The following is an 18,856-nucleotide window of genomic DNA, read 5'->3' on the forward strand; positions in this document are numbered from 1 at the left end:
GGACCGCTTGCCGCGTTGCTTCATTGCGGCGATGCTCCGTGACAGTTGACGCGATACAAGAGTTCGATCCGATGGAAAGCCTTTTGTCCGATGACCCCAGCTTTGGCCTGCCCTTTCCGGCGGTAGAACCGTGGATACATCTGCTCACAGGGATGATCGACCTCGTCGTCATCGCGATCCTGAGCATCGGCGCCGCGCGTTTCCTCTATTGGATCGTGCGCGGCGAAATCAGTTCCGGCAGTGGCGATCTCCGCCTGGAGCGGCAGAACCTGGCTCGATTGGAGCTCGCTCGCTACATTCTGGCAGGGCTCGAACTGCTGATCGTCGCAGACGTGATCCGAACGGCGATCTCCTTTCGCCTCGAGGGGTTGATCTTCCTCGGTGGGCTTGTCCTCATACGATCCGCAATCAGCTGGTTCCTGGATCGTGAGATCGCCAACATCGAACGCAAGCGGCAGCACGACGCGCCGCGCTGACCGACAACATGTGAGAGTGCAATGCCCGCCATCCAATCGCAGATCTCCCCAGCCTCCGAGACCTTCAAGGCCAATGCCGAGATCATGAGGGAGCTTGTCGCCGACATCGCCGAGAAAGCCTCGACCGTCGAGCGCGGCGGGCCTGACGAGGCGCGCGAACGCCACATCTCACGCGGCAAGCTGTTGCCGAGGGACAGGCTGGCACAGCTTCTCGACACGGGATCGCCATTCCTCGAAATCGGACAGTTCGCCGCCTGGAGCATGTATGGCGACGAGATCGCCTCGGCCGGCATGATCGCCGGTGTCGGACGCATCGAAGGCACAGAATGCATGATCGTCGTCAACGATGCGACGGTAAAAGGCGGCACGTACTATCCGCTGACGGTGAAGAAGCATCTTCGCGCCCAGGAGATCGCAGCCCAGAATAACCTGCCCTGCATCTATCTCGTCGATTCCGGCGGTGCCAACCTGCCCAACCAGGACGAGGTGTTTCCCGACCGCGACCATTTCGGGCGCATCTTTTTCAACCAGGCCAACATGTCGGCAGCCGGCATCCCGCAGATCGCCTGCGTCATGGGATCGTGCACCGCCGGCGGCGCCTATGTTCCCGCCATGGCCGACGAATCCATCATGGTGCGCAAGCAGGCGACGATCTTTCTCGGCGGCCCGCCGCTGGTGAAGGCGGCAACCGGCGAGGACGTGACCGCTGAGGAGCTTGGCGGCGCCGACCTTCATACGCGCGAATCCGGCGTCGCCGACCATTACGCTGTCGACGACGAACACGCGCTCGCCATCGTGCGGCGGATCGTGAAAAACCTGAATCGCAGCAAGCGCTTGCAGTTGACCTTGCGGAAACCGATTCAACCGCTTTACGCAGCGGAGGAACTCTACGGCGTCGTGCCCGCCGACTCACGCCAGCCCTATGACGTGCGCGAGGTGATCGCGCGGCTGGTCGACGGCTCCGAGTTCGACGAGTTCAAGGCCAATTACGGCACGACCCTGGTCACCGGCTTCGCCCATATCCACGGCATGCCAGTGGGCATCCTCGGCAACAATGGCGTGCTGTTCTCCGAGAGCGCTGTCAAAGGCGCGCACTTCATCGAACTCTGCTGCCAGCGCAAGATCCCGCTCGTCTTCCTGCAGAACATCACCGGCTTCATGGTCGGCCGCAAATACGAGGCAGGCGGCATCGCGAAGGACGGTGCCAAGCTGGTGACGGCAGTGGCGACGGCCCAGGTGCCCAAGTTCACCGTCATCATCGGCGGCTCGTTCGGCGCCGGCAATTACGGCATGTGCGGACGGGCGTATTCACCGCGCTTCCTCTGGATGTGGCCTAACGCGCGAATTTCCGTGATGGGCGGCGAGCAGGCCGCGACCGTGCTGGCGATGGTCAAGCGCGAGGGATACGAGCGCAAGGGCGAGGAATGGAGCGAGGAAGACGAGGCCAAGTTCCGCAAGCCGATCCTGATGAAATACGACCACGAGGGGCACCCGCTCTATTCGTCGGCGCGGCTCTGGGACGACGGCATCATTGATCCCGCAAAAACCCGCGACGTATTGGCTCTGAGCATCTCTGCAGCGCTGAACGCGGAGATCAAGGAGACGAAGTTTGGCGTCTTCCGGATGTAGCAGCTTTGCTCGGTCAGTTGACTTTAGTTCTAGCCTATAACATTTTCTCACCGAGCGATCGCGTCGGGAGGAAACGGACGGCGATCGCGCCACTCAGGGAGGAATTCATGACACGTCTTGGAGGCCTAGCGCTCGCCGCGCTGCTTTCCGCAACCGCACTGCCCGTTCATGCCGCCGAGGTCGAGTTCGATCTGGCGCATTGGCTGCCGCCGACGCATCCCGTACACACGCTGGGGGTCGAACCGTGGGTCAAGTCCATCGCCGAGGCATCGAACGGGCGCATCGCGATCAACATCTTTCCCGCGTCGCAGTTGGGTGCCGCACCTGACCACTACGACATGACCCGCGACGGCATCGCCGACATCGGCTACGTCAATCCCGGTTACCAGGCCGGGCGATTTCCGATCTACAGCCTGGCCGAGATTCCCTTCCACGTGAAGGAAGTCAAGAAGGGCTCCGGCGCGCTGCACGAGTGGTACGCCAAATATGCCGAGATCGAGATGCCGGAGATGAAGTTCTGCCTCATCAATCCGCATGATCCCGGCACGATCCACGCGAACACGGAAATCAAGGTACCCGAGGACTTCCGCGGCAAGAACATTCGTCCTGCGCATGCGACGATGGCACGTTTCGTCTCGATGCTGGGCGGTTCCAGCGTCCAGGTTCCCGCACCCGAAGCCCGCGAGGCGATCACCCGCGGTGTCGCGGACGCCATCACCTTCCCGTGGAACTCGATCTACATTTTCGGCATCGACCCTGCGGTCAAGTATCATCTCGACATGCCGTTCTACATTTCGTCGCAGATGATCCTGATCAACAAGGCGAAGTACGACGCGCTGGCACCGGAAGACAAGCAGGTGATCGACGATCACTGCACCCCGGAATGGTCGATGAAGTTTTCCGAGGGCTGGGCCGACAACGAATATTCCGGCCGTCAGAAGATGATCGATTCCGGTGAGCACACGCTTTACGAGCCAACAGAGGATGAAGTTCAGTTGTGGCGGGACGCGGCGGCGCCGCTCCTCGACCAGTGGAAGGCCGATGTGAAGGCGGCCGGTCAGGACCCCGACGTCATCTATGACGAGTACCGTCAGGCACTCGAGGCTTCCGGCTCGCTTTACTGAGCTACCATCGTTAACCAGCATCGGCAGGACGCGCCCTACGCGCGTCCTGCCTTTTTTTATCTGTGTCGCTGGCGCTAGGCCGGGCGTCCCATAGACAGGAACGAATCGACCAGAGAATCGAACACGGCGCGCACGCGCGCGACGCGGGCCAGGTTTTCGTGGGTGACGATCCAGGTGTCGATCTGCGCTACCTCGAAGTCCGGCATGATCCGTACGAGATTGGGATCGCGCGCGCCGACCGGGGTTTGAGCGACGCCAATGCCGAGCCCCGCCCGCACGGCGGCCAATTGCGCCGGGTGGCTGTCGGTACGCAGCGCCAGTTGCTCGCGTGACACGCCTTCGCCCAGCCGCCCGACCAGCGCGAGATCGGCGCGGCTGCGGTCCGGGCCGATGAAGGCGTGGCCCGCGAGGTCAGCGAGGGTCGAGGGTGTGCCGCGATCTTCCAGGTAGCTGCGCGCAGCGAAGAGACCCAGCGGAATCGTGGCCACCTTGCGCGCGATCAGCGCCTCCTGCTTCGGAGCGACAGTCCTGACCGCAAGATCGACCTCTTGCGACAGGAGGTCGGCGGGCAGGTTGCTGAGCGAAAGCTCGACCTGGATGGCGGGATGTTGCTTGCGCAGCGTCGCAAGCATCGACGGCACCACTTCCACGCCCATGAATTCTGGCACGCTGATGCGCACGGTGCCGGCGACTTCCCTGTCGGGCGCCGAGGCCTGGCGGACGAACAGGTCGGACGCCATCGCCATGGTGCGGGCGGGCGCGCCGAGCGCCCGTGCGGTTTGCGTCGGCGTCAGGCCGTTGACCGAGCGCGTGAACAGCACCGCGCCCAGTTCCCGCTCCAGTGCCTCGATGCGGCTGCGCACGGTGGGGTGCGACAGGCCCAGCCTCCTCGCGGCGCCGGAAAGACTGCCTTCGTCAAGGACGGCTAGGAAAATGCGCTGATCGTCCCATGATATCGGTGTGCTCATAGATTTGTTTCTAGCTGCTGTCGGATTGTTTGCAATTCATTTTCACCTGCCCAGCGCTCATATTCACGCCATCGAGACACTCGCATCGAGGAGAAAACGATGGAACAGGAAAAGCGGGCATTGGTACTGGGCGCGACAGGCGGCATTGGCAGCGCCATCGCAGCGGCACTCTCGCGCCATGGCTGGCAGGTCCGCGGCATGGCGCGGAACCCGCAAGATGCAGCGCAGGGCGGGCTGGCACGCTTCGAATGGGTGCAGGGCGATGCCATGGTTCGGGAAGACGTTATCCGCGCTGCGGAGGGTGCGTCAGTCATCGTGCATGCGGTCAATCCGCCAAACTATGCCAACTGGGACACGCTGGTGCTGCCGATGATCGATAACACGATCGCCGCGGCGCGGGCCGCCGGCGGCGCACGCGTGGTGCTTCCCGGCACGATCTACAATTTCGATCCGGCGACCACGCCGGTCATCGACGCCGAGACCCCGCAGCGGCCGCACAGCCGCAAGGGCAAGATCCGCGCGGCGATGGAAATGCGGCTCGAGGAGGCAGCCCCGCAGGTGCCCTCCCTCATCCTGAGAGCCGGCGATTTCTTCGGCCCGGGCGCGCGCTCGAGCTGGTTTGCGCAGGCCATGGTGTCACCGGGCAAGCCGGTGAGGCGGATCGTCAACCCGGCCCGCGGCGGCGGCCATAGTTGGGCATACCTGCCCGACCTCGCCGAAACATTCGCGCGCCTGCTGGACGACCCGGCCAACCTGAAGCCGTTCGAACGGGTGCAGTTCGAAGGCGTCCATGATGCCGACGGCATGCAAATGATCGATGCGGTACGGCGCGTGTGCGGTCGCAACCTGCGTGTCTACGGCTTCCCGTGGTGGCTGATGCGGGCGCTCGGCGTCTTTGGCGGCTTTCCGCGCGAGGCAGCCGAGATCGCGCCCTACTGGCGGCATCCGATGCGTTTCGACAACAGGCGACTGGTGGACCTGGTGGGTGAGGAGCCGCGCACGGCCCTCGACGAGGCGGTCAGGGCAACTCTCGTGGAGATGGGCTGCCTCGAAGGCACTTCGCAGCTCGTGCTGCGGCAATCGACGTCGTGAACGTCAGCATGCTCTCCGAACGATCAACCAATCCAAACGAAAGTCACGCCCGATGGAAAAGTCCCATGACGCCGTCATCGAGTCCCACGACGCAACGCCGCTCTGGTTTTCCTGCTTCGCATGGTTGCTGCCCGCAGGCATTCTCACGCAATTCCTGACGGCGGGGCTGGGGCTGTTTCTTGATCCGGGGCTGCTTGGGCTGCATGGCGCGATCGGCGTTTCCATCGCTTTGCCGACGATCGGGCTGCTCGCCGGCTCGCTTGCGCTTATGCGCCTGCGCGGCCTGGCATGGTTGGCAGCGATCGTGACGGCGCTATACGGCGTGCAGGTGGTGCTGGCGGCTGGCGGCGCCGGCCTGCCGCTGTCACTTCATCCCGCAAACGGTGCGCTGCTGCTGTGCGCCAGCCTCGCGCTTCTGGCAAAGGTCGAGCGACGCCGCACCCGGGCAACCCTTGCATGACGATCGACGGCGGCGCGCCACGGCGGCCGCCGTTCCTGTCTGGTCAGGCCGTCCGGGCGTGCGGCTCCACGACCTTCGCAATGCGCGGGGGCGCGCTCGCCGCCTCCTCGCAAAGCTCGACGTGCCGCTGCAGGGCCTGGTTCGAAAGCACGGCGCTGATCGTCATGATGTCGCGCCCCTGGTAGCGAGGCATCTGCTGGACTTCCTTCAGTCTCTCAAGGAGTGCTAGTCGGGTCATGGTATCCCTTTCTGTGACTATCGGAGGTCGTCGTTTTTCGTTCAGGCGGCCTTCTTGCCGCCGCTGAAAGGTATCTCGATGTCGACCTCGAGCGTCGACATCTGAGCTCCCCGCTCCATCTTCACGCTGACCTTGTCGTCATCGATCTTCATGTGCTTGGAGATCACCTTGAGAATCTCGTCGCGCAGTTTCGAGACGAGTTCGGAGTCACCGCCCACCGCCGCGCGTTCGTGGGCGAGCAACACCTGCAGTCGCTCGCGCGCAGCCGGTGCGGATTGCTCCCGGGAGAAAAAACGGAACAGGTTCATGCCGCCTTCCTTCCGAATATCTTGTCGAAGAAGCCGCGCCTTTCGCCCGGGATCGCGATCGCCAGTTCTTCTCCGCGAAGCCTTCGCGCCGCATCGAAGTAGGCCCGGGCCGGAGCGCTGTGGCCATCGGCCAAGGTGACCGGCGCACCGACGTTGGATGCGCGCAGCACGTCCATGCTCTCGGGGATGATGCCGAGCAGAGGGATCGACAGGATTTCCAGCACGTCGTCGACCTTCAGCATGTCGCCGCGCTCGGCGCGAGCCGGGTCATAGCGGGTCAGGAGAAGGTGCTTTTCGACGCGCTCGCCGTTCTCCGCCCTCAGCGTCTTGGAATCGAGCAGACCGATGATGCGGTCGGAATCGCGGACCGAGGAGACCTCGGGATTGGTGACGACGATCGCGATGTCGGCATGCCGCATGGCAAGGGTTGCGCCGCGTTCGATGCCGGCCGGGCTGTCGCAGATCACCCAATCGAAACTTTTCTTCAGGGCGGCGATGACCTTCTCTACACCCTCGGGGGTGAGATTGTCCTTGTCGCGGGTCTGCGATGCCGGCAGCAGGAACAACGATTCGAGACGCTTGTCGCGGATCAACGCCTGGGTGAGCTTCGCTTCGCCCTGGATGACATTGACGAGGTCGTAGACCACGCGCCGTTCCGCGCCCATGACGAGATCGAGATTGCGCAGTCCGACATCGAAATCGACTACGACGACCTTGTCGCCGTTGTGCGCAAGAGCGGCACCGAGTGCGGCGGACGACGTCGTCTTTCCAACGCCACCCTTGCCGGATGTGACCACAATAACCTTGCCCATAGAATTCTCCTGTTTTGGGGCCGCCTGCGGCTCAGCCAAGTGTACCCGTTCGTATCGCTTCGCCTTCGAGCCAGACCTGGACTGCCTGTCCATTGAGGTCCTGCTCCATGTCTTCCGCGGTCTTGTAGAACCCGTCGATGGCAATGAGCTCGGCCTCGAGCCTGCGGCAGAAGATTCGTGCGGCGGCGTTGCCCATCGTGCCGGCCAGCGCGCGTCCGCGCAGCGTGCCGTAGACATGGATCGAACCGCCGGCGATGACCTCCGCGCCGGATGCGACCGAGCCGACGATCGTCACGTCGCCATCGGGGAAGAAGATCGATTGGCCGGAGCGCACAGGCTGGGTCACCAGCATCGACGGCACCGCCCTGATCGAATGGGATTCGGCCGCGACGACGCTGTCATACGCCTCGGGAACGCTTCCTGGCACGGCCTCTTCAGGCGCGGGCTCCTCGATGTCGGCTGCGGGCCGGCCATCCGCCATGGCCGGCGGAAGATCGGCCGCGAGAAGCGAAGGCCGCGCGCCCTCGATGCCCATGACCCGGACATTGCGTGTGCCAAGCTGTTCCACGAGCCCCCGAAGCTGGGCGCGGTCTATGTCCAGTCCGTCGATATCGAGCACGACAGGCCTGCGCAGGAAGAAGCCCGCCGAACGGGCGGCGAGATCGTCCAGCCGAACCAGCCAGTCTTCGAGTGGCAGTTCGGGGGTGAGCGCAAGCGCAAGAAAGGAGCGCCCCTTGAGGCGGATCGGCCGGGGTTGAGTTAACATCGCGGTCATCTTGGTAAATTTTCTGTTGCTCAGGTGTATCGAGAAATTGGTTAACAGAAGGTTAAATCACTCCTCACCGATCTGGCTGCGCCACGGTCAAAAGGGGGCCTTCAAGAAGCCTTCGGGAACGCTGGCGATTGCAATTTTAGATTTGAAATCAGTTTGTTATCTCGCCCATATGCGTTGAAATCAAATGTTACCGGCCGACGGCGACCGCTTCGCTCTGCGCCGGGCGGCGGTTTGCGCACTTTTTCGCGGCGATCGGAGCTGATAAGCGGTGCCTGGCAGTGCCAGACTATCCTGCAGCGGACCGCCATCGCCCCGAATCGCCACCGGACCTTGCCGAATCGTGCACACTGAAACCTTCGACACGGTGATTCTCGGCGCGGGCGCCGCTGGAATGATGTGCGCGATCCATGCCGCCTCGCGCGGCAGGCGCGTGCTGGTGGTCGACCATGCAAAGGCGCCGGGAGAGAAGATCAGAATCTCCGGCGGCGGCCGCTGCAACTTCACCAATCTGGGCACCAGCGCACGCAATTTCCTCTCGGGCAACCCGCACTTCGCCAAGTCGGCGCTCGGCCGCTACACGCAGCATGATTTCCTGGCGCTGGTGGAACGGCACGGCATCGCCTGGCACGAAAAGACGCTGGGGCAACTCTTCTGCGACCGTTCCGCTGTCGACATCATCGCCATGCTCAAGAACGAGATGGCAGCCGTGGGCTGTGAGCTGCGGCTGCGCACCACACTGGAGGACCTGCGCAAGACCGAACCTGGCTTTGCCTTGACACTTGGTGGAGAGGGCGCGGCGAGAATTACCTGCCGGCATTTTGTCGTCGCGTGCGGGGGCAAGTCGATCCCGAAGATGGGGGCGACCGGGCTCGGCTATCAGATCGCCGGCCAGTTCGGCCTGGCCGTCACCGAAACGCGCCCTGCCCTCGTGCCGCTGACCTTCGGCGAGGACATGCTTGCCGACTTTCGCGAGATCGCCGGCGTGGCTGCCGATGCGCGCGTGTCGTGTGGCAAGGTTTCGTTCGACGAGGCGCTTCTGTTCACCCATCGCGGCCTGTCGGGACCGGCCATCCTGCAGATTTCATCCTATTGGCGAGAAACCCAGCCGATCCGCATCGGCTTCCTGCCGGATCATGACATTCTGGCTGCGCTGATCGCCGCCAAGCGCGCCAATCCACGTCAACAGGTCGCGACCGCCATCGCCGACATCCTGCCCAAGCGGCTGGCGGCTTATCTCGCGCAAGTGCATCGCTGGACGGGCGCGATCGGCGAGACGAGCGACCGCCGGCTGGGCGAGATCGCCTCGGCCATCCATGCGTGGGAGATCATGCCTATCGGCTCGGAAGGCTATCGCACGGCGGAGGTAACGCTGGGTGGCGTCGACACAGACGGCCTCAACTCACGCAGCATGGCGGCGAAGGCTGTCGACGGCCTGTACTTCATCGGCGAGGTCGTCGACGTCACCGGCTGGCTTGGCGGCTACAACTTCCAGTGGGCATGGTCGTCGGGCTGGGCAGCCGGCACGGCGATCGCCGAGCGCCAGGGCTGACACGGTCAGGGCTTGAGCCAGGCGAACGCGCGCGCAATCTGGTTCCTGCCGTCCGTCATCACAGGTGCGCCGTGCGCCATCAGCACCTTGTCGGCAGGCCACTCCAGGATTCGACGCAGCGCCGCACACGCAAGCTTGCGGTCCGTGAAGGCAATGCGAAATTTGCGCGGGACGGTCGCTTCCCGAGACACCATCAAATCCCATTTTGCGACGAACCGGCGCCAACCGGAAAACCAGTCTTCCGGAAATTGCTGGATCAGATCGGTAAAGAGTACAGTCGCGCTCTTCTTATGGAAGAACACGACCTCGGTGGTGATGGCATTGCCGGGAACGGCAACCTGGTCGATCTCGCGAACCCAAGCATCCGGCGCGACATCGCCCAGATCGTGGTCGAACTTGATCTCCGGGCATTTTGATCGAAGCTGTGGCGCTGCGTACAGATGGGCGTCAGGAAATGCGCTTGCCCACTCCCCAAGAAACACATGATGAAGCGAGTTCGGCGCCACCACGTGCTTCACCGTGCCCAATGCTTCAACCTCGGCCTTAAGCGTCGCGTTCATCGCGACCGGCGACCAGACAAAGAGCGTTCCGTCATCGAGCCTGATGATGGTCATTCGGCTCGGGTATCGAAAGCCCATCGACATCACGTTGGGCCCGTCGGCAATCCAGATTTCGTCGCCAAAGCGCTGAAGCATCGATCCGCTACCCGCCATTGACCAGTTGGAGCACCAGACGGTGCACGTTGCCGCCTTCGCGCATCTCGACGGCGTCGTAGTCGCGGCTTCGGGCGCGCTGCTGCTGCGACAGGGGACCCAGCCTGCTTTGCAGTTCGGCCCGCACCTTGTTGCAATCGGGATCGTTCGGCGCGGTCAGCCCAATCGAGGTTTCCTCGATCGCCTTCACGAGGTCGATGATGAAGGCGCCATGGACCTTTTCATGCGCGACCACACCGTCACTGAAGACCTGCCACTGGCGGCGCGTAGCCTCGGGCATGTCACCGGTCGCGCGTGGCAGCCGGTAGGTGATCGTCAGGCTGGGTCTGGCGGAGGCCAGTATGCACGATCCGTCGGCCCGGTTCTGGTAGTCGCGCGACCACAAGAGCTTGAAGTCGGTATAGGCGATGACGCGGCCGACGCCGACCTGCGGGCCGTTCTGGCCGATCGAGCGATACAGGTCGATGCCCGAGCGCCCGGTGACGTTGTAGTGCTCGACCTGCTCCACCGGCTTCCAGTCCGCCATCGCAGCCGTGGATATCAACCCCATGGCAAAGGCAGAGACCGCTCGTGTCATCGCACTCATGCAAACGCCTCCTCGCGCGCCCCATGTTCAACCAGTTCGGCGGCAGCCGCAACTGCTGGACGTGGCAGGCAGGCTCTCCTAGTGTTCACCCGCACTATCAGGGGAGCAGATGATGGCGGATACCGGCACAATTGAGACGCGCCACGGCGTGATTTCCTACATGCAGTCGCGCGCGGACGGACCCGCAATCCTGCTGCTGCATGGAAACTCGAGCTGCAAGGAGGTTTTCGAACGGCAGTTCGAAGCGCCTGGCCTGGCCGGCTACCGGATCGTAGCGATCGACCTGCCCGGCCACGGCGCGTCCGAGGATGCGAAAGACCCCGCCCGAAGCTATACGTTTGGCGGCTATGCCGAAATGGCCACCGAGGCAGCCGCCAAACTCGGCCTGAACAAGCCAGTCATCTTCGGCTGGTCACTCGGCGGCCATATCGCGCTGGAGATGATCGGCAGCGGTTTCGATGCCGCCGGAGTGATGATTTCCGGAACGCCGCCGGTGACGCCCGAGCTGGAAAGCCTGATGGCGGGATTCAACATTGATCCCGCGGCAGAGAACCTGACCGGGAAGCGTGATTTCACGGAAGAGGATGTCGTCAACTATGCAAGCCATACCTCGGCCGTCGACGGGTCCGTCAACGCGCATCTGCTGTCGATGTGCAGACGGACGGACGGGCGGGCGCGCGAGACAATGTTCTCGTCGGTGATGGAAGGGCGGGCGCTTGACGAACGCGCGATCGTCGCCACCAGCACCGTGCCGCTGGCGATCGTGAATGGCGAGGGCGACGTGTTCATCCAGCCCGGCTATTTCGACACGTTGAACTACGCCGCTCTGTGGCCGAAAGGCGTGGTCAGCGTGAAGGGCGCAGGACACGCCCCGTTTCTCCAGAAGCCCGAAGCGTTCAATGCGCTCCTCGCGGAATTCGCCAAGAGCGCAGATGCGTCATAGCAGGTAGGTGACGTTGTCACCCTGCCCGAGATCGCGCGGCGAACGGCCGGGCGGGCCGTAACGGCTGCTGCCCTCGCGACGGCGGAAATGGGGAACCTCGATCGGCAACGCACCCTGATGTTCCTCGGTCCAGACCTCGAAGCGCTGCAGGCGGTGGGGTCCGAACGTGTGCAGCAGAGGGACGTCTGCGGCGTCACGACCGCGCGCGACGACGATGCGCCCGATGCGGCGCTCGTTGTGACGTGCATCAAAGGTATGCCACCGGTCGCCGAGATAAACCTCGAACCAGGCGTTGAAATCCATCGGAGCGGGGTCTGGCTCGATGCCGATGTCGCCCATGTAGCCATTCACATAGCGTGCGGGGATGTTCATCGCGCGGCAGAAGGCGATGGCGAGGTGGGCGAAGTCGCGGCAGACACCCACACGCTCGTCATACGCCTCAAGCGCCGTACGCGTAGAGCGCGCAAAGCCGTAGGAAAAGTTCAGCCGCGAATTGACGAAGTCGCAGATCGCCTGGACACGTGCCCACCCGGGTTCGGTATCCCCGAAAAGCTGCCAGGCCCGGCTCATCAGCTTGTCTGTCTCGCAGTAGCGGCTGCCGAGCAGATAGGTGAGGCACTCGTCAGGCAACTGATCAGGAGAAATCTGCTCGGCGTCACGATAGGTCGGGTCGGGCAGGCCGGAATCCTCGACGACGGCATCGTATCCAAGAAAGGTCACGCCTGGCTTGGCGACGAGACGCTGGCAGGAATTGCCGAACACGTCCGTGAATGGCCGGGCATCCTTCTGGGTCTTGCCCAGCGCGGGCCGCGACCACAGGACATCGTCGCGGCGGTCCGGATGAACTTCCATGAGAGTGTAGAGCGGGGTTGGTTGTTCGACTTCGATGGCGATCTTGTACCCGACGCGGATCAGCATGAGGGCCTCCCTTCAGACGCTACGCTGCCACGATAATTCGATCCGGGGCCTTTGGTTCCCTCGCCAAGATGGTTAAAAGTTCAATAATCTCAGACCATTATCAAAAGACATAGACCTGCTGCCATGCCTTGCTGAACCCCGCCGAACGGCGGGCTTTGCAAGTTCGTCCAAAAATGCTCTTTCTCATGGCATGCCGAGGAGACATGTCCATGTTCGAGAAGATCCTGATCGCCAATCGCGGTGAAATTGCGTGCCGCATCATCCGGACCGCTCGCAGGCTCGGGGTCGCCACGGTCGCGGTCCATTCCGACGCGGACGCCAGGGCGCTGCATGTCGAGATGGCCGACCAGGCTGTGCATATCGGCCCGTCGCCCGTATCGGAGAGCTACCTCGTCGCCGACAGGATCATCGAAGCTGCACTCCAGACAGGCGCCCAGGCGATTCATCCCGGCTATGGGTTCCTGTCGGAGAATCCGGACTTCGTCGACAAGGTGGAAAAGGCAGGGCTCGTCTTCATCGGCCCGTCGGCGGCGTCGATACGTGCCATGGGGCTGAAGGATGCGGCCAAGCGCCTGATGGAGAAGGCCGGCGTTCCGGTGGTACCCGGCTATCACGGCGAAGGCCAGGAGATCGTCATTCTCGCCACCAAGGCCAACGAGATCGGCTATCCGGTGCTGATCAAGGCGCGTGCCGGCGGCGGCGGCAAGGGGATGCGCAAGGTCGAGAACCCGGACGCGTTCCCCGAAGCGCTGGCGGCGGCAAAGCGCGAGGCAAAGGCGGCCTTCGGTGACGACCGTGTGCTGGTCGAAAAGTATGTCGACAAGCCGCGCCATATCGAGGTGCAGGTCTTCGGCGACAGCCACGGCAATGTCGTCCATCTGTTCGAGCGCGACTGCTCGGCGCAACGGCGGCATCAGAAGGTTATCGAGGAGGCTCCCGCGCCCGGCATGACTGCGGAAATGCGCGCGGCGATGACCGACGCGGCGGTAAAGGCGGCGCAGGCGATCTCCTACCGGGGCGCGGGCACGATCGAGTTCATCGTGGACGCGTCGCAAGGGCTGCGACCCGACCGATTCTGGTTCATGGAGATGAACACGCGGCTCCAGGTCGAGCATCCGGTCACCGAGATGGTCACGGGCATCGATCTCGTGGAATGGCAGTTGCGGATCGCGTCCGGCGAAACGTTGCCGAAGCGCCAGGAGGACGTCGTGCTTGACGGCCACGCATTCGAGGCGCGGCTTTATGCGGAAGACGCGACCCGCGATTTCCTGCCGGCGATCGGCACGCTGCACCATCTTCGGTTCCCGGCAGAGACTGAAACCCTGCGGATCGAGACCGGCGTGCGCGAAGGCGACCCGATCTCGCCCTTCTACGACCCGATGATCGCCAAGCTGGTGGTGCACGGGCAGGATCGCGAAGGCGCGCTGCAAGCCTTGTCGCAAGCGCTCGCGAAGACCGAAATCGCAGGCTCCGTCGTCAACACCGCCTTTCTGGCGGCGCTGGCTGCAGACGATGAGTTCGCCGCCGGAGATGTCGACACGGGGCTGATTGCGCGAAAGCAGGCCGCTCTGACTGCTTTGCCGTTGCCGTCAGCCGCCCAGGTGGCGGCCGCAGCGGCGAGCGCAGGACACGTCGCCGTCGACCCCGGCGCCGACGACCCCTGGGACGCGCTGGCGGGCTACGCGCATTTCAATCCGCTGGTGAAGTCGGTGACGCTGTCGCATGGCGAGGATGTCGTTTCCGCGCGACTCACCGTGGCGGCGAACGGCAATGCACGCGTGCAACTGAACGGCGACGGCCCCTTCGTCACGCCCCCGCGCACCGCTGCGGCGCGATGGCCGGGGCATGTCACGGTTTTCGCCGGTGCGGCGAGCCATACTTTCGCGGTCGCCGATCCGTTCGCGATGGCCGAAGCGGTGACGGGTGGCGGCGACGCCTTGCGTGCGCCGATGCCGGGCCTGGTCAAGCTGGTGCGCGCCGCCGCCGGCGACACGGTCGTGAAGGGCCAGGCACTGCTGGTGCTGGAGGCGATGAAGATGGAACACACGATCACCGCGCCGCATGACGGGGTCGTGGCGGAGATCGCGCAGGAAGGCGCGCAGGTGACGGACGGCACCGTGCTGGCGCGCTTTGTCGATTCGGGCGACTGATCGCCGATTGCAGGCACGCCATCCATAAATGAAAAGGCCGCGCCGGATGTTGCCTCCGGTCGCGACCTCTTCCTGCCCGACAGTCCCTTGTGCGTGCCCCGCACCTTTTCTTGTCTGTCGCCGCCCTGTGTAACCTGAAAGCCGTCAGTCTCAGTGGATGGTCATCCACTCCCGCGCTTCGCGCAACGCCCTGGCGATATCGGTCTTCGTCATCGCGGCGGAGAGTTCGGCGCGCAGTTCCGCGGCACGTTCCGAGCCCTTGATCGCAGCGATATTGAACCATTTGTGGGCGGCGACGAGATCGACATCGCAGTCGCGGCCAGATGCATACATGAGTCCCAGCTCGAAGAGGATTTCCGCCTGGGCAGTGGAGCCGATGCCGGCTTCAAGCATTTCGAAACGCGCCATTTTCCTGTTCCCTGTGTTCGATCCCGAAGGCTGCTTCAGACCCGCTCGGTCGTTGCCTTCCGTTGTCCTGAAGAATGCCCGGGAGCCTTGAATCCGTCGTTAAATGGCGTGCTTAATTTGCGGAAAACAAAACTAAAACAAGAAGTAAAGCTTGGATTTTGTTAAGCATCGGCGCCCTTGGATTCCCCGGCTTTTGTCGAAAAATCGATGAAAATCCTCCATGCCCATGGCAACCCTCTGCTAACCACGCGCACGATGGGTCTTTTGGACCGATCGCCGAACGGCGAGAAAAAGCAGGTGCGAAGCGGCTCCCGGAACATCTTTCGCCGGCCGCGATTCTGGCTTACGCTTACGTTCGCGTAAAACACGTGTCCGGCTCACGCGCTCAATCCACAGACCGGACAGGGAGGAAGAGCATGCTTGGCAAATGGACACTCGCGGTGGCAATGACGCTGGCAGTCGCCGGCCCAGCGCTCGCGGACCCGATCGTCGGCAACTGGAAGACCGACAGCGGCGCGACCGCCCAGATCGCAGCGTCGGGCGGCGGCTTTACGATCACGCTGCGCAGCGGGCAGCACAATGGCAAGCGCATCGGCCAGATGCAGGCGAGCGGCAGCGGCAAGTACAAGGGCACGATTACCGACCCGGCCGAGGACAAATCCTATTCCGGAAACGCGACCCTGGACGGCAACCGGCTGGCGATGCAGGGCTGCGTGGCGATGGTGTTCTGCCGCACGCAGAACTGGCAGCGTCAATAGCCTGAGCGAACGGCAGCCCGCGCACCCTCCGTTAACGAGGTTGAACGCTGGATGAACAGGCGTCTCAGCGCCGGTTCAGTCAGGTTGGGCGATTATCTCCCCATCAACGAGGGAGATAACCGATGCTTGCCCGCCGCTTTTCGATCGTATGCCTGCTGGTTGCCATCTTCGGCATGGGCCTTGCCACGCTCGTCGCCGAGACGAGCCGGGTCGCGCCGATCCATGCCACCCAGTCACTGTTCAGCATGTGCGATTCCGGCGGCGTGTCGGCCTGCCGCTGAACGTCGATTGCGCCGCCTCGCGCGAAACTGATTCAAGCCGGAATTCGCCTTTGGACCCCTCGAAACGTCATATGCAAGTCCCTATAATGGGTCATGGAAAAGCGAATCTACCCAAATCCCATCGAATCGATCTCCACACCCGAGCCGATCGCACGCCGCAGCTTCAACGACGCGGCAGAGGCCGTTGGCGCGCTGAAGGCGATCTACGAGCGCAACACCGCTTTCCTGCGTGATTCTTTCGATGCGCTTGCAGAAGGCGAAGACCAGAACCGCCGCTACCGGGCCTACTATCCCGAAGTGGGCGTGACGACCACCTCCTACAGTCAGGTCGACACCCGGCTTGCCTATGGCCACATGCCGGCTCCTGGCCACTACACCACGACGATCACCCGTCCTGACCTGTTCTCCAATTACTTGCACGAGCAATTGCGGCTTTTGATGCGAAATCACGGCGTACCGGTGACGATCGGCGAGTCCGAGACGCCGATTCCGGTGCATTTCGCCTTCCTCGAAGGCACGCATGTCGACGCATCGGTGGCGGACCGGATTCATCGTCCGCTGCGGGACCTGTTCGATGTCCCCGATCTCAACAGCACCGACGACCATATCGCCAATGGCACTTATGAGCCGCCGCTGGGCGAGCCGGCGCCGCTCGCCCCCTTCACCGCGCAGCGCATCGACTATTCGCTGCACCGCTTGTCGCATTACACGGCAACCAGCCCGGCGCATTTCCAGAATTTCGTGCTGTTCACCAACTACCAGTTCTATATCGACGAGTTCTGCGTTCTCGCGCGCAACCTGATGGCCGAAGGCGGCGGTGGGTACGAGGCGTTCATCGAACCGGGAAACGTCAAGACGCTGGCTGGTGAATCCTCGCCGCACAACGGGGCCACGCCGCCACGCATGCCGCAGATGCCGGCCTATCATCTGTGCAAGCCGGGCCATGCGGGCATCACCATGGTCAATATCGGCGTTGGGCCGTCCAACGCCAAGACGATCACGGACCACATCGCGGTGCTGCGACCGCATGCCTGGCTGATGCTTGGGCACTGCGCCGGTCTGCGCAACAGCCAGGCGCTGGGCGACTACGTGCTTGCCCATGCCTATGTGCGCGAGGATCATGTTCTGGACGACGACCTGCCCGTGTGGGTGCCGATACCTGCGCTGGCGGAAGTGCAGGTGGCACTCGAGGAGGCCGTCGAGGAGGTAACAGGCCTTGAAGGCTACGATCTCAAGCGCATCATGCGCACCGGTACGGTCGCGACGATCGACAACCGCAACTGGGAACTGCGCGATCAGCGCGGCCCGGTCCAGCGACTGTCGCAGTCGCGCGCCATCGCGCTCGACATGGAATCGGCCACCATCGCCGCCAACGGCTTCCGGTTCCGCGTTCCTTACGGCACGCTGCTGTGCGTATCGGACAAGCCCCTACATGGCGAACTGAAACTGCCGGGCATGGCGACCGAGTTCTACAAGCGCCAGGTATCCCAGCATCTGACGATCGGCATCCGGGCGCTGGAGAAACTGGCCGAGATGCCGCCGGAGCGGCTACACTCCCGCAAGCTGAGAAGTTTCTCCGAGACCGCGTTCCTGTAAAGTCTTGACGCTGCCCAAATCTGCGGCCAGTGCGGTGGCATGAACCGAAAAACGACGACGATGCTCAGGCTTGCGGGACTTGGGACACTGCTGGCGATAGCGGCGGCAATCGTGTTCGGCTATCTGGGATGGCTTCATCCGGCCTTCGATTCCTTCTCGCACTTTCGCGTGCATCTCGCCACGCTGCTGCTGGCCGCGACCTTGCCACTTCTACTGGCGCGCTTGTGGCCCGAAGCACTGTTCGCGGTGGCGCTCGGGGCCACCGCCATCGTGCAGACAATCGGGCTGCCTTCGCTGCCGCGCTTCTCGACGGTCAATGCCTCCACTACGGAGGCGGGCGGACACGAGGCGCTGTACCGCCTCCTCCATGCCAATCTTCGCTTCGACAACCGGCGGCCTGAAGAAACGCTTTCGCTGATCGCCCGGGTGCGGCCGGACGTGCTGACGCTGAACGAGGTCTCGGCGCCGTGGCGGGCGAGACTGGCGACGCTGGAGGCGGCCTATCCATTCCAAATGATCTGCGAGCGGCGCGGCCATATCGGCGGCGTCGCGATCCTGTCACGGCGCCCCTTCGCCCATGGCACGCAGCCTTCCTGCGGTGACCGGGGCTCCTTCGCGCACGCAACCATCGACTTCGGCGGCCGCGTCGTCGAGGTCGTGGCGCTCCATCTCGGTTGGCCGTGGCCGTTCGAACAGCCTTGGCAGGTGCCGCGTGTCGAGCCGCTGCTGGCGCAGTTGGGCCATACGGCGATCGTGGCGGGAGATCTGAATTCGGTGCCGTGGAGCCGAACCGCGCGGCGGGTCGAGGCCGCGAGCGGCGCGCGACTCTTGCGTGGCATCGGTCCGACATGGCTGAACGCCCGGCTGCCGGCGTGGATGCGGCCCGCGATCGGATTGCCGCTCGACAACGTCCTAGTTAAGGGCGCCGTGATGCCGCTTTCCGTCACCACGACGGCGGAAGGGGCTTCAGATCACCGGCCGGTGCTGCTCGAATTCAACGTGCTGCCGCAAGAAAAGCTGCGTGGCGTCCTGCAGGCATCGTTGGGGCACTAGGACGTTTCGATCGTCAAGA

21 protein-coding genes are annotated in these 18,856 nt (G+C 63.5%); 12 read left to right on the top strand and 9 right to left on the bottom strand.

Features of this window, described 5'->3' with window-relative positions:
• Nucleotides 1-38: 38 nt before the first annotated feature.
• The 3 genes from AAFN84_RS16025 (at nucleotide 39) to AAFN84_RS16035 (ending at nucleotide 3,229) form a co-directional block, all read left to right on the top strand.
• Complete coding sequence (locus tag AAFN84_RS16025) at nucleotides 39-476, top strand: DUF1622 domain-containing protein (protein WP_347515602.1); 438 nt, start codon at nucleotides 39-41, stop codon at nucleotides 474-476.
• 21 nt (nucleotides 477-497) lie between these two features.
• Complete coding sequence (locus AAFN84_RS16030) at nucleotides 498-2,105, top strand: carboxyl transferase domain-containing protein (RefSeq protein WP_347515603.1); 1,608 nt, start codon at nucleotides 498-500, stop codon at nucleotides 2,103-2,105.
• A gap of 107 nt (nucleotides 2,106-2,212) precedes the next feature.
• Nucleotides 2,213-3,229, top strand: a complete 1,017-nt coding sequence (locus AAFN84_RS16035; protein WP_347515604.1) for a TRAP transporter substrate-binding protein — start codon at nucleotides 2,213-2,215, stop codon at nucleotides 3,227-3,229.
• Nucleotides 3,230-3,303: 74 nt separating this feature from the next.
• Here the strand turns inward: AAFN84_RS16035 and AAFN84_RS16040 are convergent, their stop codons facing one another.
• Nucleotides 3,304-4,197 (bottom strand): LysR family transcriptional regulator, encoded by an 894-nt coding sequence (locus AAFN84_RS16040; RefSeq protein ID WP_347515605.1) that lies wholly within the window; start codon nucleotides 4,195-4,197, stop codon nucleotides 3,304-3,306.
• A 99-nt stretch (nucleotides 4,198-4,296) separates the two neighbouring features.
• On the opposite strand from AAFN84_RS16040, the gene AAFN84_RS16045 reads away from it, so the two are divergent.
• Both AAFN84_RS16045 and AAFN84_RS16050 read left to right on the top strand, forming a co-directional pair.
• Complete coding sequence (locus AAFN84_RS16045) at nucleotides 4,297-5,289, top strand: NAD(P)H-binding protein (RefSeq protein ID WP_347515606.1); 993 nt, start codon at nucleotides 4,297-4,299, stop codon at nucleotides 5,287-5,289.
• A 52-nt stretch (nucleotides 5,290-5,341) separates the two neighbouring features.
• Entirely contained in the window at nucleotides 5,342-5,749 is a 408-nt protein-coding gene (locus tag AAFN84_RS16050) for a DUF6220 domain-containing protein (protein ID WP_347515607.1), read from the top strand.
• A 43-nt stretch (nucleotides 5,750-5,792) separates the two neighbouring features.
• Here the strand turns inward: AAFN84_RS16050 and AAFN84_RS16055 are convergent, their stop codons facing one another.
• Genes AAFN84_RS16055 through minC form a run of 4 tightly spaced genes read right to left on the bottom strand, consistent with a single transcriptional unit; the run spans nucleotide 5,793 to nucleotide 7,882 of the window.
• On the bottom strand, nucleotides 5,793-5,987 hold the full coding sequence (locus tag AAFN84_RS16055; RefSeq protein WP_347515608.1) for a hypothetical protein: 195 nt from the start codon (nucleotides 5,985-5,987) through the stop codon (nucleotides 5,793-5,795).
• Between the two features lie 41 nt (nucleotides 5,988-6,028).
• Entirely contained in the window at nucleotides 6,029-6,295 is a 267-nt protein-coding gene (gene minE, locus AAFN84_RS16060) for a cell division topological specificity factor MinE (protein WP_347515609.1), read from the bottom strand.
• Entirely contained in the window at nucleotides 6,292-7,107 is an 816-nt protein-coding gene (minD, locus tag AAFN84_RS16065) for a septum site-determining protein MinD (protein WP_347515610.1), read from the bottom strand. Before minD ends, minE begins: the two co-directional genes overlap by 4 nt.
• Nucleotides 7,108-7,138: 31 nt before the next feature.
• Complete coding sequence (minC, locus tag AAFN84_RS16070; protein ID WP_347515611.1) at nucleotides 7,139-7,882, bottom strand: septum site-determining protein MinC; 744 nt, start codon at nucleotides 7,880-7,882, stop codon at nucleotides 7,139-7,141.
• Between the two features lie 340 nt (nucleotides 7,883-8,222).
• On the opposite strand from minC, the gene AAFN84_RS16075 reads away from it, so the two are divergent.
• Nucleotides 8,223-9,431 (top strand): NAD(P)/FAD-dependent oxidoreductase, encoded by a 1,209-nt coding sequence (locus tag AAFN84_RS16075; RefSeq protein WP_347515612.1) that lies wholly within the window; start codon nucleotides 8,223-8,225, stop codon nucleotides 9,429-9,431.
• 5 nt (nucleotides 9,432-9,436) lie between these two features.
• Here AAFN84_RS16075 and AAFN84_RS16080 read toward each other — a convergent pair whose 3' ends face one another.
• Both AAFN84_RS16080 and AAFN84_RS16085 read right to left on the bottom strand, forming a co-directional pair.
• The gene (locus AAFN84_RS16080; RefSeq protein WP_347515613.1) at nucleotides 9,437-10,144 is read right to left on the bottom strand and encodes a DUF4336 domain-containing protein; all 708 of its coding nucleotides are present in this window, start codon (nucleotides 10,142-10,144) and stop codon (nucleotides 9,437-9,439) included.
• Nucleotides 10,134-10,730 carry a DUF922 domain-containing protein gene (locus AAFN84_RS16085; protein ID WP_347515614.1) on the bottom strand — a complete coding sequence of 199 codons (597 nt, stop codon included), beginning with the start codon at nucleotides 10,728-10,730 and terminating at the stop codon, nucleotides 10,134-10,136. Before AAFN84_RS16085 ends, AAFN84_RS16080 begins: the two co-directional genes overlap by 11 nt.
• 112 nt (nucleotides 10,731-10,842) lie before the next feature.
• Here AAFN84_RS16085 and AAFN84_RS16090 point away from each other — a divergent pair, with 112 nt between their 5' ends.
• Nucleotides 10,843-11,673 carry an alpha/beta hydrolase gene (locus tag AAFN84_RS16090; protein ID WP_347515615.1) on the top strand — a complete coding sequence of 277 codons (831 nt, stop codon included), beginning with the start codon at nucleotides 10,843-10,845 and terminating at the stop codon, nucleotides 11,671-11,673.
• On the opposite strand, the gene AAFN84_RS16095 is transcribed toward AAFN84_RS16090, so the two are convergent.
• The gene (locus AAFN84_RS16095; protein ID WP_347515616.1) at nucleotides 11,668-12,591 is read right to left on the bottom strand and encodes a transglutaminase family protein; all 924 of its coding nucleotides are present in this window, start codon (nucleotides 12,589-12,591) and stop codon (nucleotides 11,668-11,670) included. The two genes, AAFN84_RS16090 and AAFN84_RS16095, sit on opposite strands and share 6 nt — an antisense overlap.
• A 209-nt stretch (nucleotides 12,592-12,800) precedes the next feature.
• Here AAFN84_RS16095 and AAFN84_RS16100 point away from each other — a divergent pair, with 209 nt between their 5' ends.
• Nucleotides 12,801-14,741 (top strand): acetyl/propionyl/methylcrotonyl-CoA carboxylase subunit alpha, encoded by a 1,941-nt coding sequence (locus AAFN84_RS16100; protein WP_347515617.1) that lies wholly within the window; start codon nucleotides 12,801-12,803, stop codon nucleotides 14,739-14,741.
• Between the two features lie 150 nt (nucleotides 14,742-14,891).
• Here AAFN84_RS16100 and AAFN84_RS16105 read toward each other — a convergent pair whose 3' ends face one another.
• Nucleotides 14,892-15,149, bottom strand: a complete 258-nt coding sequence (locus tag AAFN84_RS16105; RefSeq protein ID WP_347515618.1) for a sel1 repeat family protein — start codon at nucleotides 15,147-15,149, stop codon at nucleotides 14,892-14,894.
• Between the two features lie 416 nt (nucleotides 15,150-15,565).
• On the opposite strand from AAFN84_RS16105, the gene AAFN84_RS16110 reads away from it, so the two are divergent.
• From AAFN84_RS16110 to AAFN84_RS16125, 4 genes are all read left to right on the top strand, one after another.
• Complete coding sequence (locus AAFN84_RS16110) at nucleotides 15,566-15,907, top strand: DUF2147 domain-containing protein (protein WP_347515619.1); 342 nt, start codon at nucleotides 15,566-15,568, stop codon at nucleotides 15,905-15,907.
• A gap of 122 nt (nucleotides 15,908-16,029) precedes the next feature.
• The gene (locus AAFN84_RS16115) at nucleotides 16,030-16,188 is read left to right on the top strand and encodes a hypothetical protein (RefSeq protein WP_347515620.1); all 159 of its coding nucleotides are present in this window, start codon (nucleotides 16,030-16,032) and stop codon (nucleotides 16,186-16,188) included.
• A gap of 93 nt (nucleotides 16,189-16,281) precedes the next feature.
• A complete protein-coding gene (locus tag AAFN84_RS16120) occupies nucleotides 16,282-17,784 on the top strand; it encodes an AMP nucleosidase (RefSeq protein WP_347515621.1) in 1,503 nt (500 codons plus the stop codon).
• Between the two features lie 39 nt (nucleotides 17,785-17,823).
• Nucleotides 17,824-18,837: an endonuclease/exonuclease/phosphatase family protein gene (locus tag AAFN84_RS16125; RefSeq protein WP_347515622.1), complete on the top strand. Its 1,014-nt coding sequence runs from the start codon at nucleotides 17,824-17,826 to the stop codon at nucleotides 18,835-18,837.
• The last annotated feature ends 19 nt before the right edge of the window (nucleotides 18,838-18,856 follow it).

This window comes from Mesorhizobium sp. CAU 1741, assembly GCF_039839275.1.
GTDB lineage: Bacteria > Pseudomonadota > Alphaproteobacteria > Rhizobiales > Rhizobiaceae > Aerobium.

Excerpts from the sequence above, each read along its gene's own strand:
- AAFN84_RS16040 (WP_347515605.1), bottom strand. The coding sequence starts at position 4,197 with ATGAGCACACCGATATCATGGGACGATCAGCGCATTTTCCTAGCCGTC.
- AAFN84_RS16030 (WP_347515603.1), top strand. The coding sequence starts at position 498 with ATGCCCGCCATCCAATCGCAGATCTCCCCAGCCTCCGAGACCTTCAAG.
- AAFN84_RS16115 (WP_347515620.1), top strand. The coding sequence starts at position 16,030 with ATGCTTGCCCGCCGCTTTTCGATCGTATGCCTGCTGGTTGCCATCTTC.
- AAFN84_RS16105 (WP_347515618.1), bottom strand. The coding sequence starts at position 15,149 with ATGGCGCGTTTCGAAATGCTTGAAGCCGGCATCGGCTCCACTGCCCAG.
- minD (WP_347515610.1), bottom strand. The coding sequence starts at position 7,107 with ATGGGCAAGGTTATTGTGGTCACATCCGGCAAGGGTGGCGTTGGAAAG.
- AAFN84_RS16050 (WP_347515607.1), top strand. The coding sequence starts at position 5,342 with ATGGAAAAGTCCCATGACGCCGTCATCGAGTCCCACGACGCAACGCCG.
- AAFN84_RS16090 (WP_347515615.1), top strand. The coding sequence starts at position 10,843 with ATGGCGGATACCGGCACAATTGAGACGCGCCACGGCGTGATTTCCTAC.
- AAFN84_RS16110 (WP_347515619.1), top strand. The coding sequence starts at position 15,566 with ATGCTTGGCAAATGGACACTCGCGGTGGCAATGACGCTGGCAGTCGCC.
- AAFN84_RS16080 (WP_347515613.1), bottom strand. The coding sequence starts at position 10,144 with ATGGCGGGTAGCGGATCGATGCTTCAGCGCTTTGGCGACGAAATCTGG.
- AAFN84_RS16045 (WP_347515606.1), top strand. The coding sequence starts at position 4,297 with ATGGAACAGGAAAAGCGGGCATTGGTACTGGGCGCGACAGGCGGCATT.
- AAFN84_RS16085 (WP_347515614.1), bottom strand. The coding sequence starts at position 10,730 with ATGAGTGCGATGACACGAGCGGTCTCTGCCTTTGCCATGGGGTTGATA.
- minC (WP_347515611.1), bottom strand. The coding sequence starts at position 7,882 with ATGACCGCGATGTTAACTCAACCCCGGCCGATCCGCCTCAAGGGGCGC.
- AAFN84_RS16100 (WP_347515617.1), top strand. The coding sequence starts at position 12,801 with ATGTTCGAGAAGATCCTGATCGCCAATCGCGGTGAAATTGCGTGCCGC.
- AAFN84_RS16035 (WP_347515604.1), top strand. The coding sequence starts at position 2,213 with ATGACACGTCTTGGAGGCCTAGCGCTCGCCGCGCTGCTTTCCGCAACC.
- minE (WP_347515609.1), bottom strand. The coding sequence starts at position 6,295 with ATGAACCTGTTCCGTTTTTTCTCCCGGGAGCAATCCGCACCGGCTGCG.
- AAFN84_RS16055 (WP_347515608.1), bottom strand. The coding sequence starts at position 5,987 with ATGACCCGACTAGCACTCCTTGAGAGACTGAAGGAAGTCCAGCAGATG.
- AAFN84_RS16120 (WP_347515621.1), top strand. The coding sequence starts at position 16,282 with ATGGAAAAGCGAATCTACCCAAATCCCATCGAATCGATCTCCACACCC.
- AAFN84_RS16125 (WP_347515622.1), top strand. The coding sequence starts at position 17,824 with ATGAACCGAAAAACGACGACGATGCTCAGGCTTGCGGGACTTGGGACA.
- AAFN84_RS16095 (WP_347515616.1), bottom strand. The coding sequence starts at position 12,591 with ATGCTGATCCGCGTCGGGTACAAGATCGCCATCGAAGTCGAACAACCA.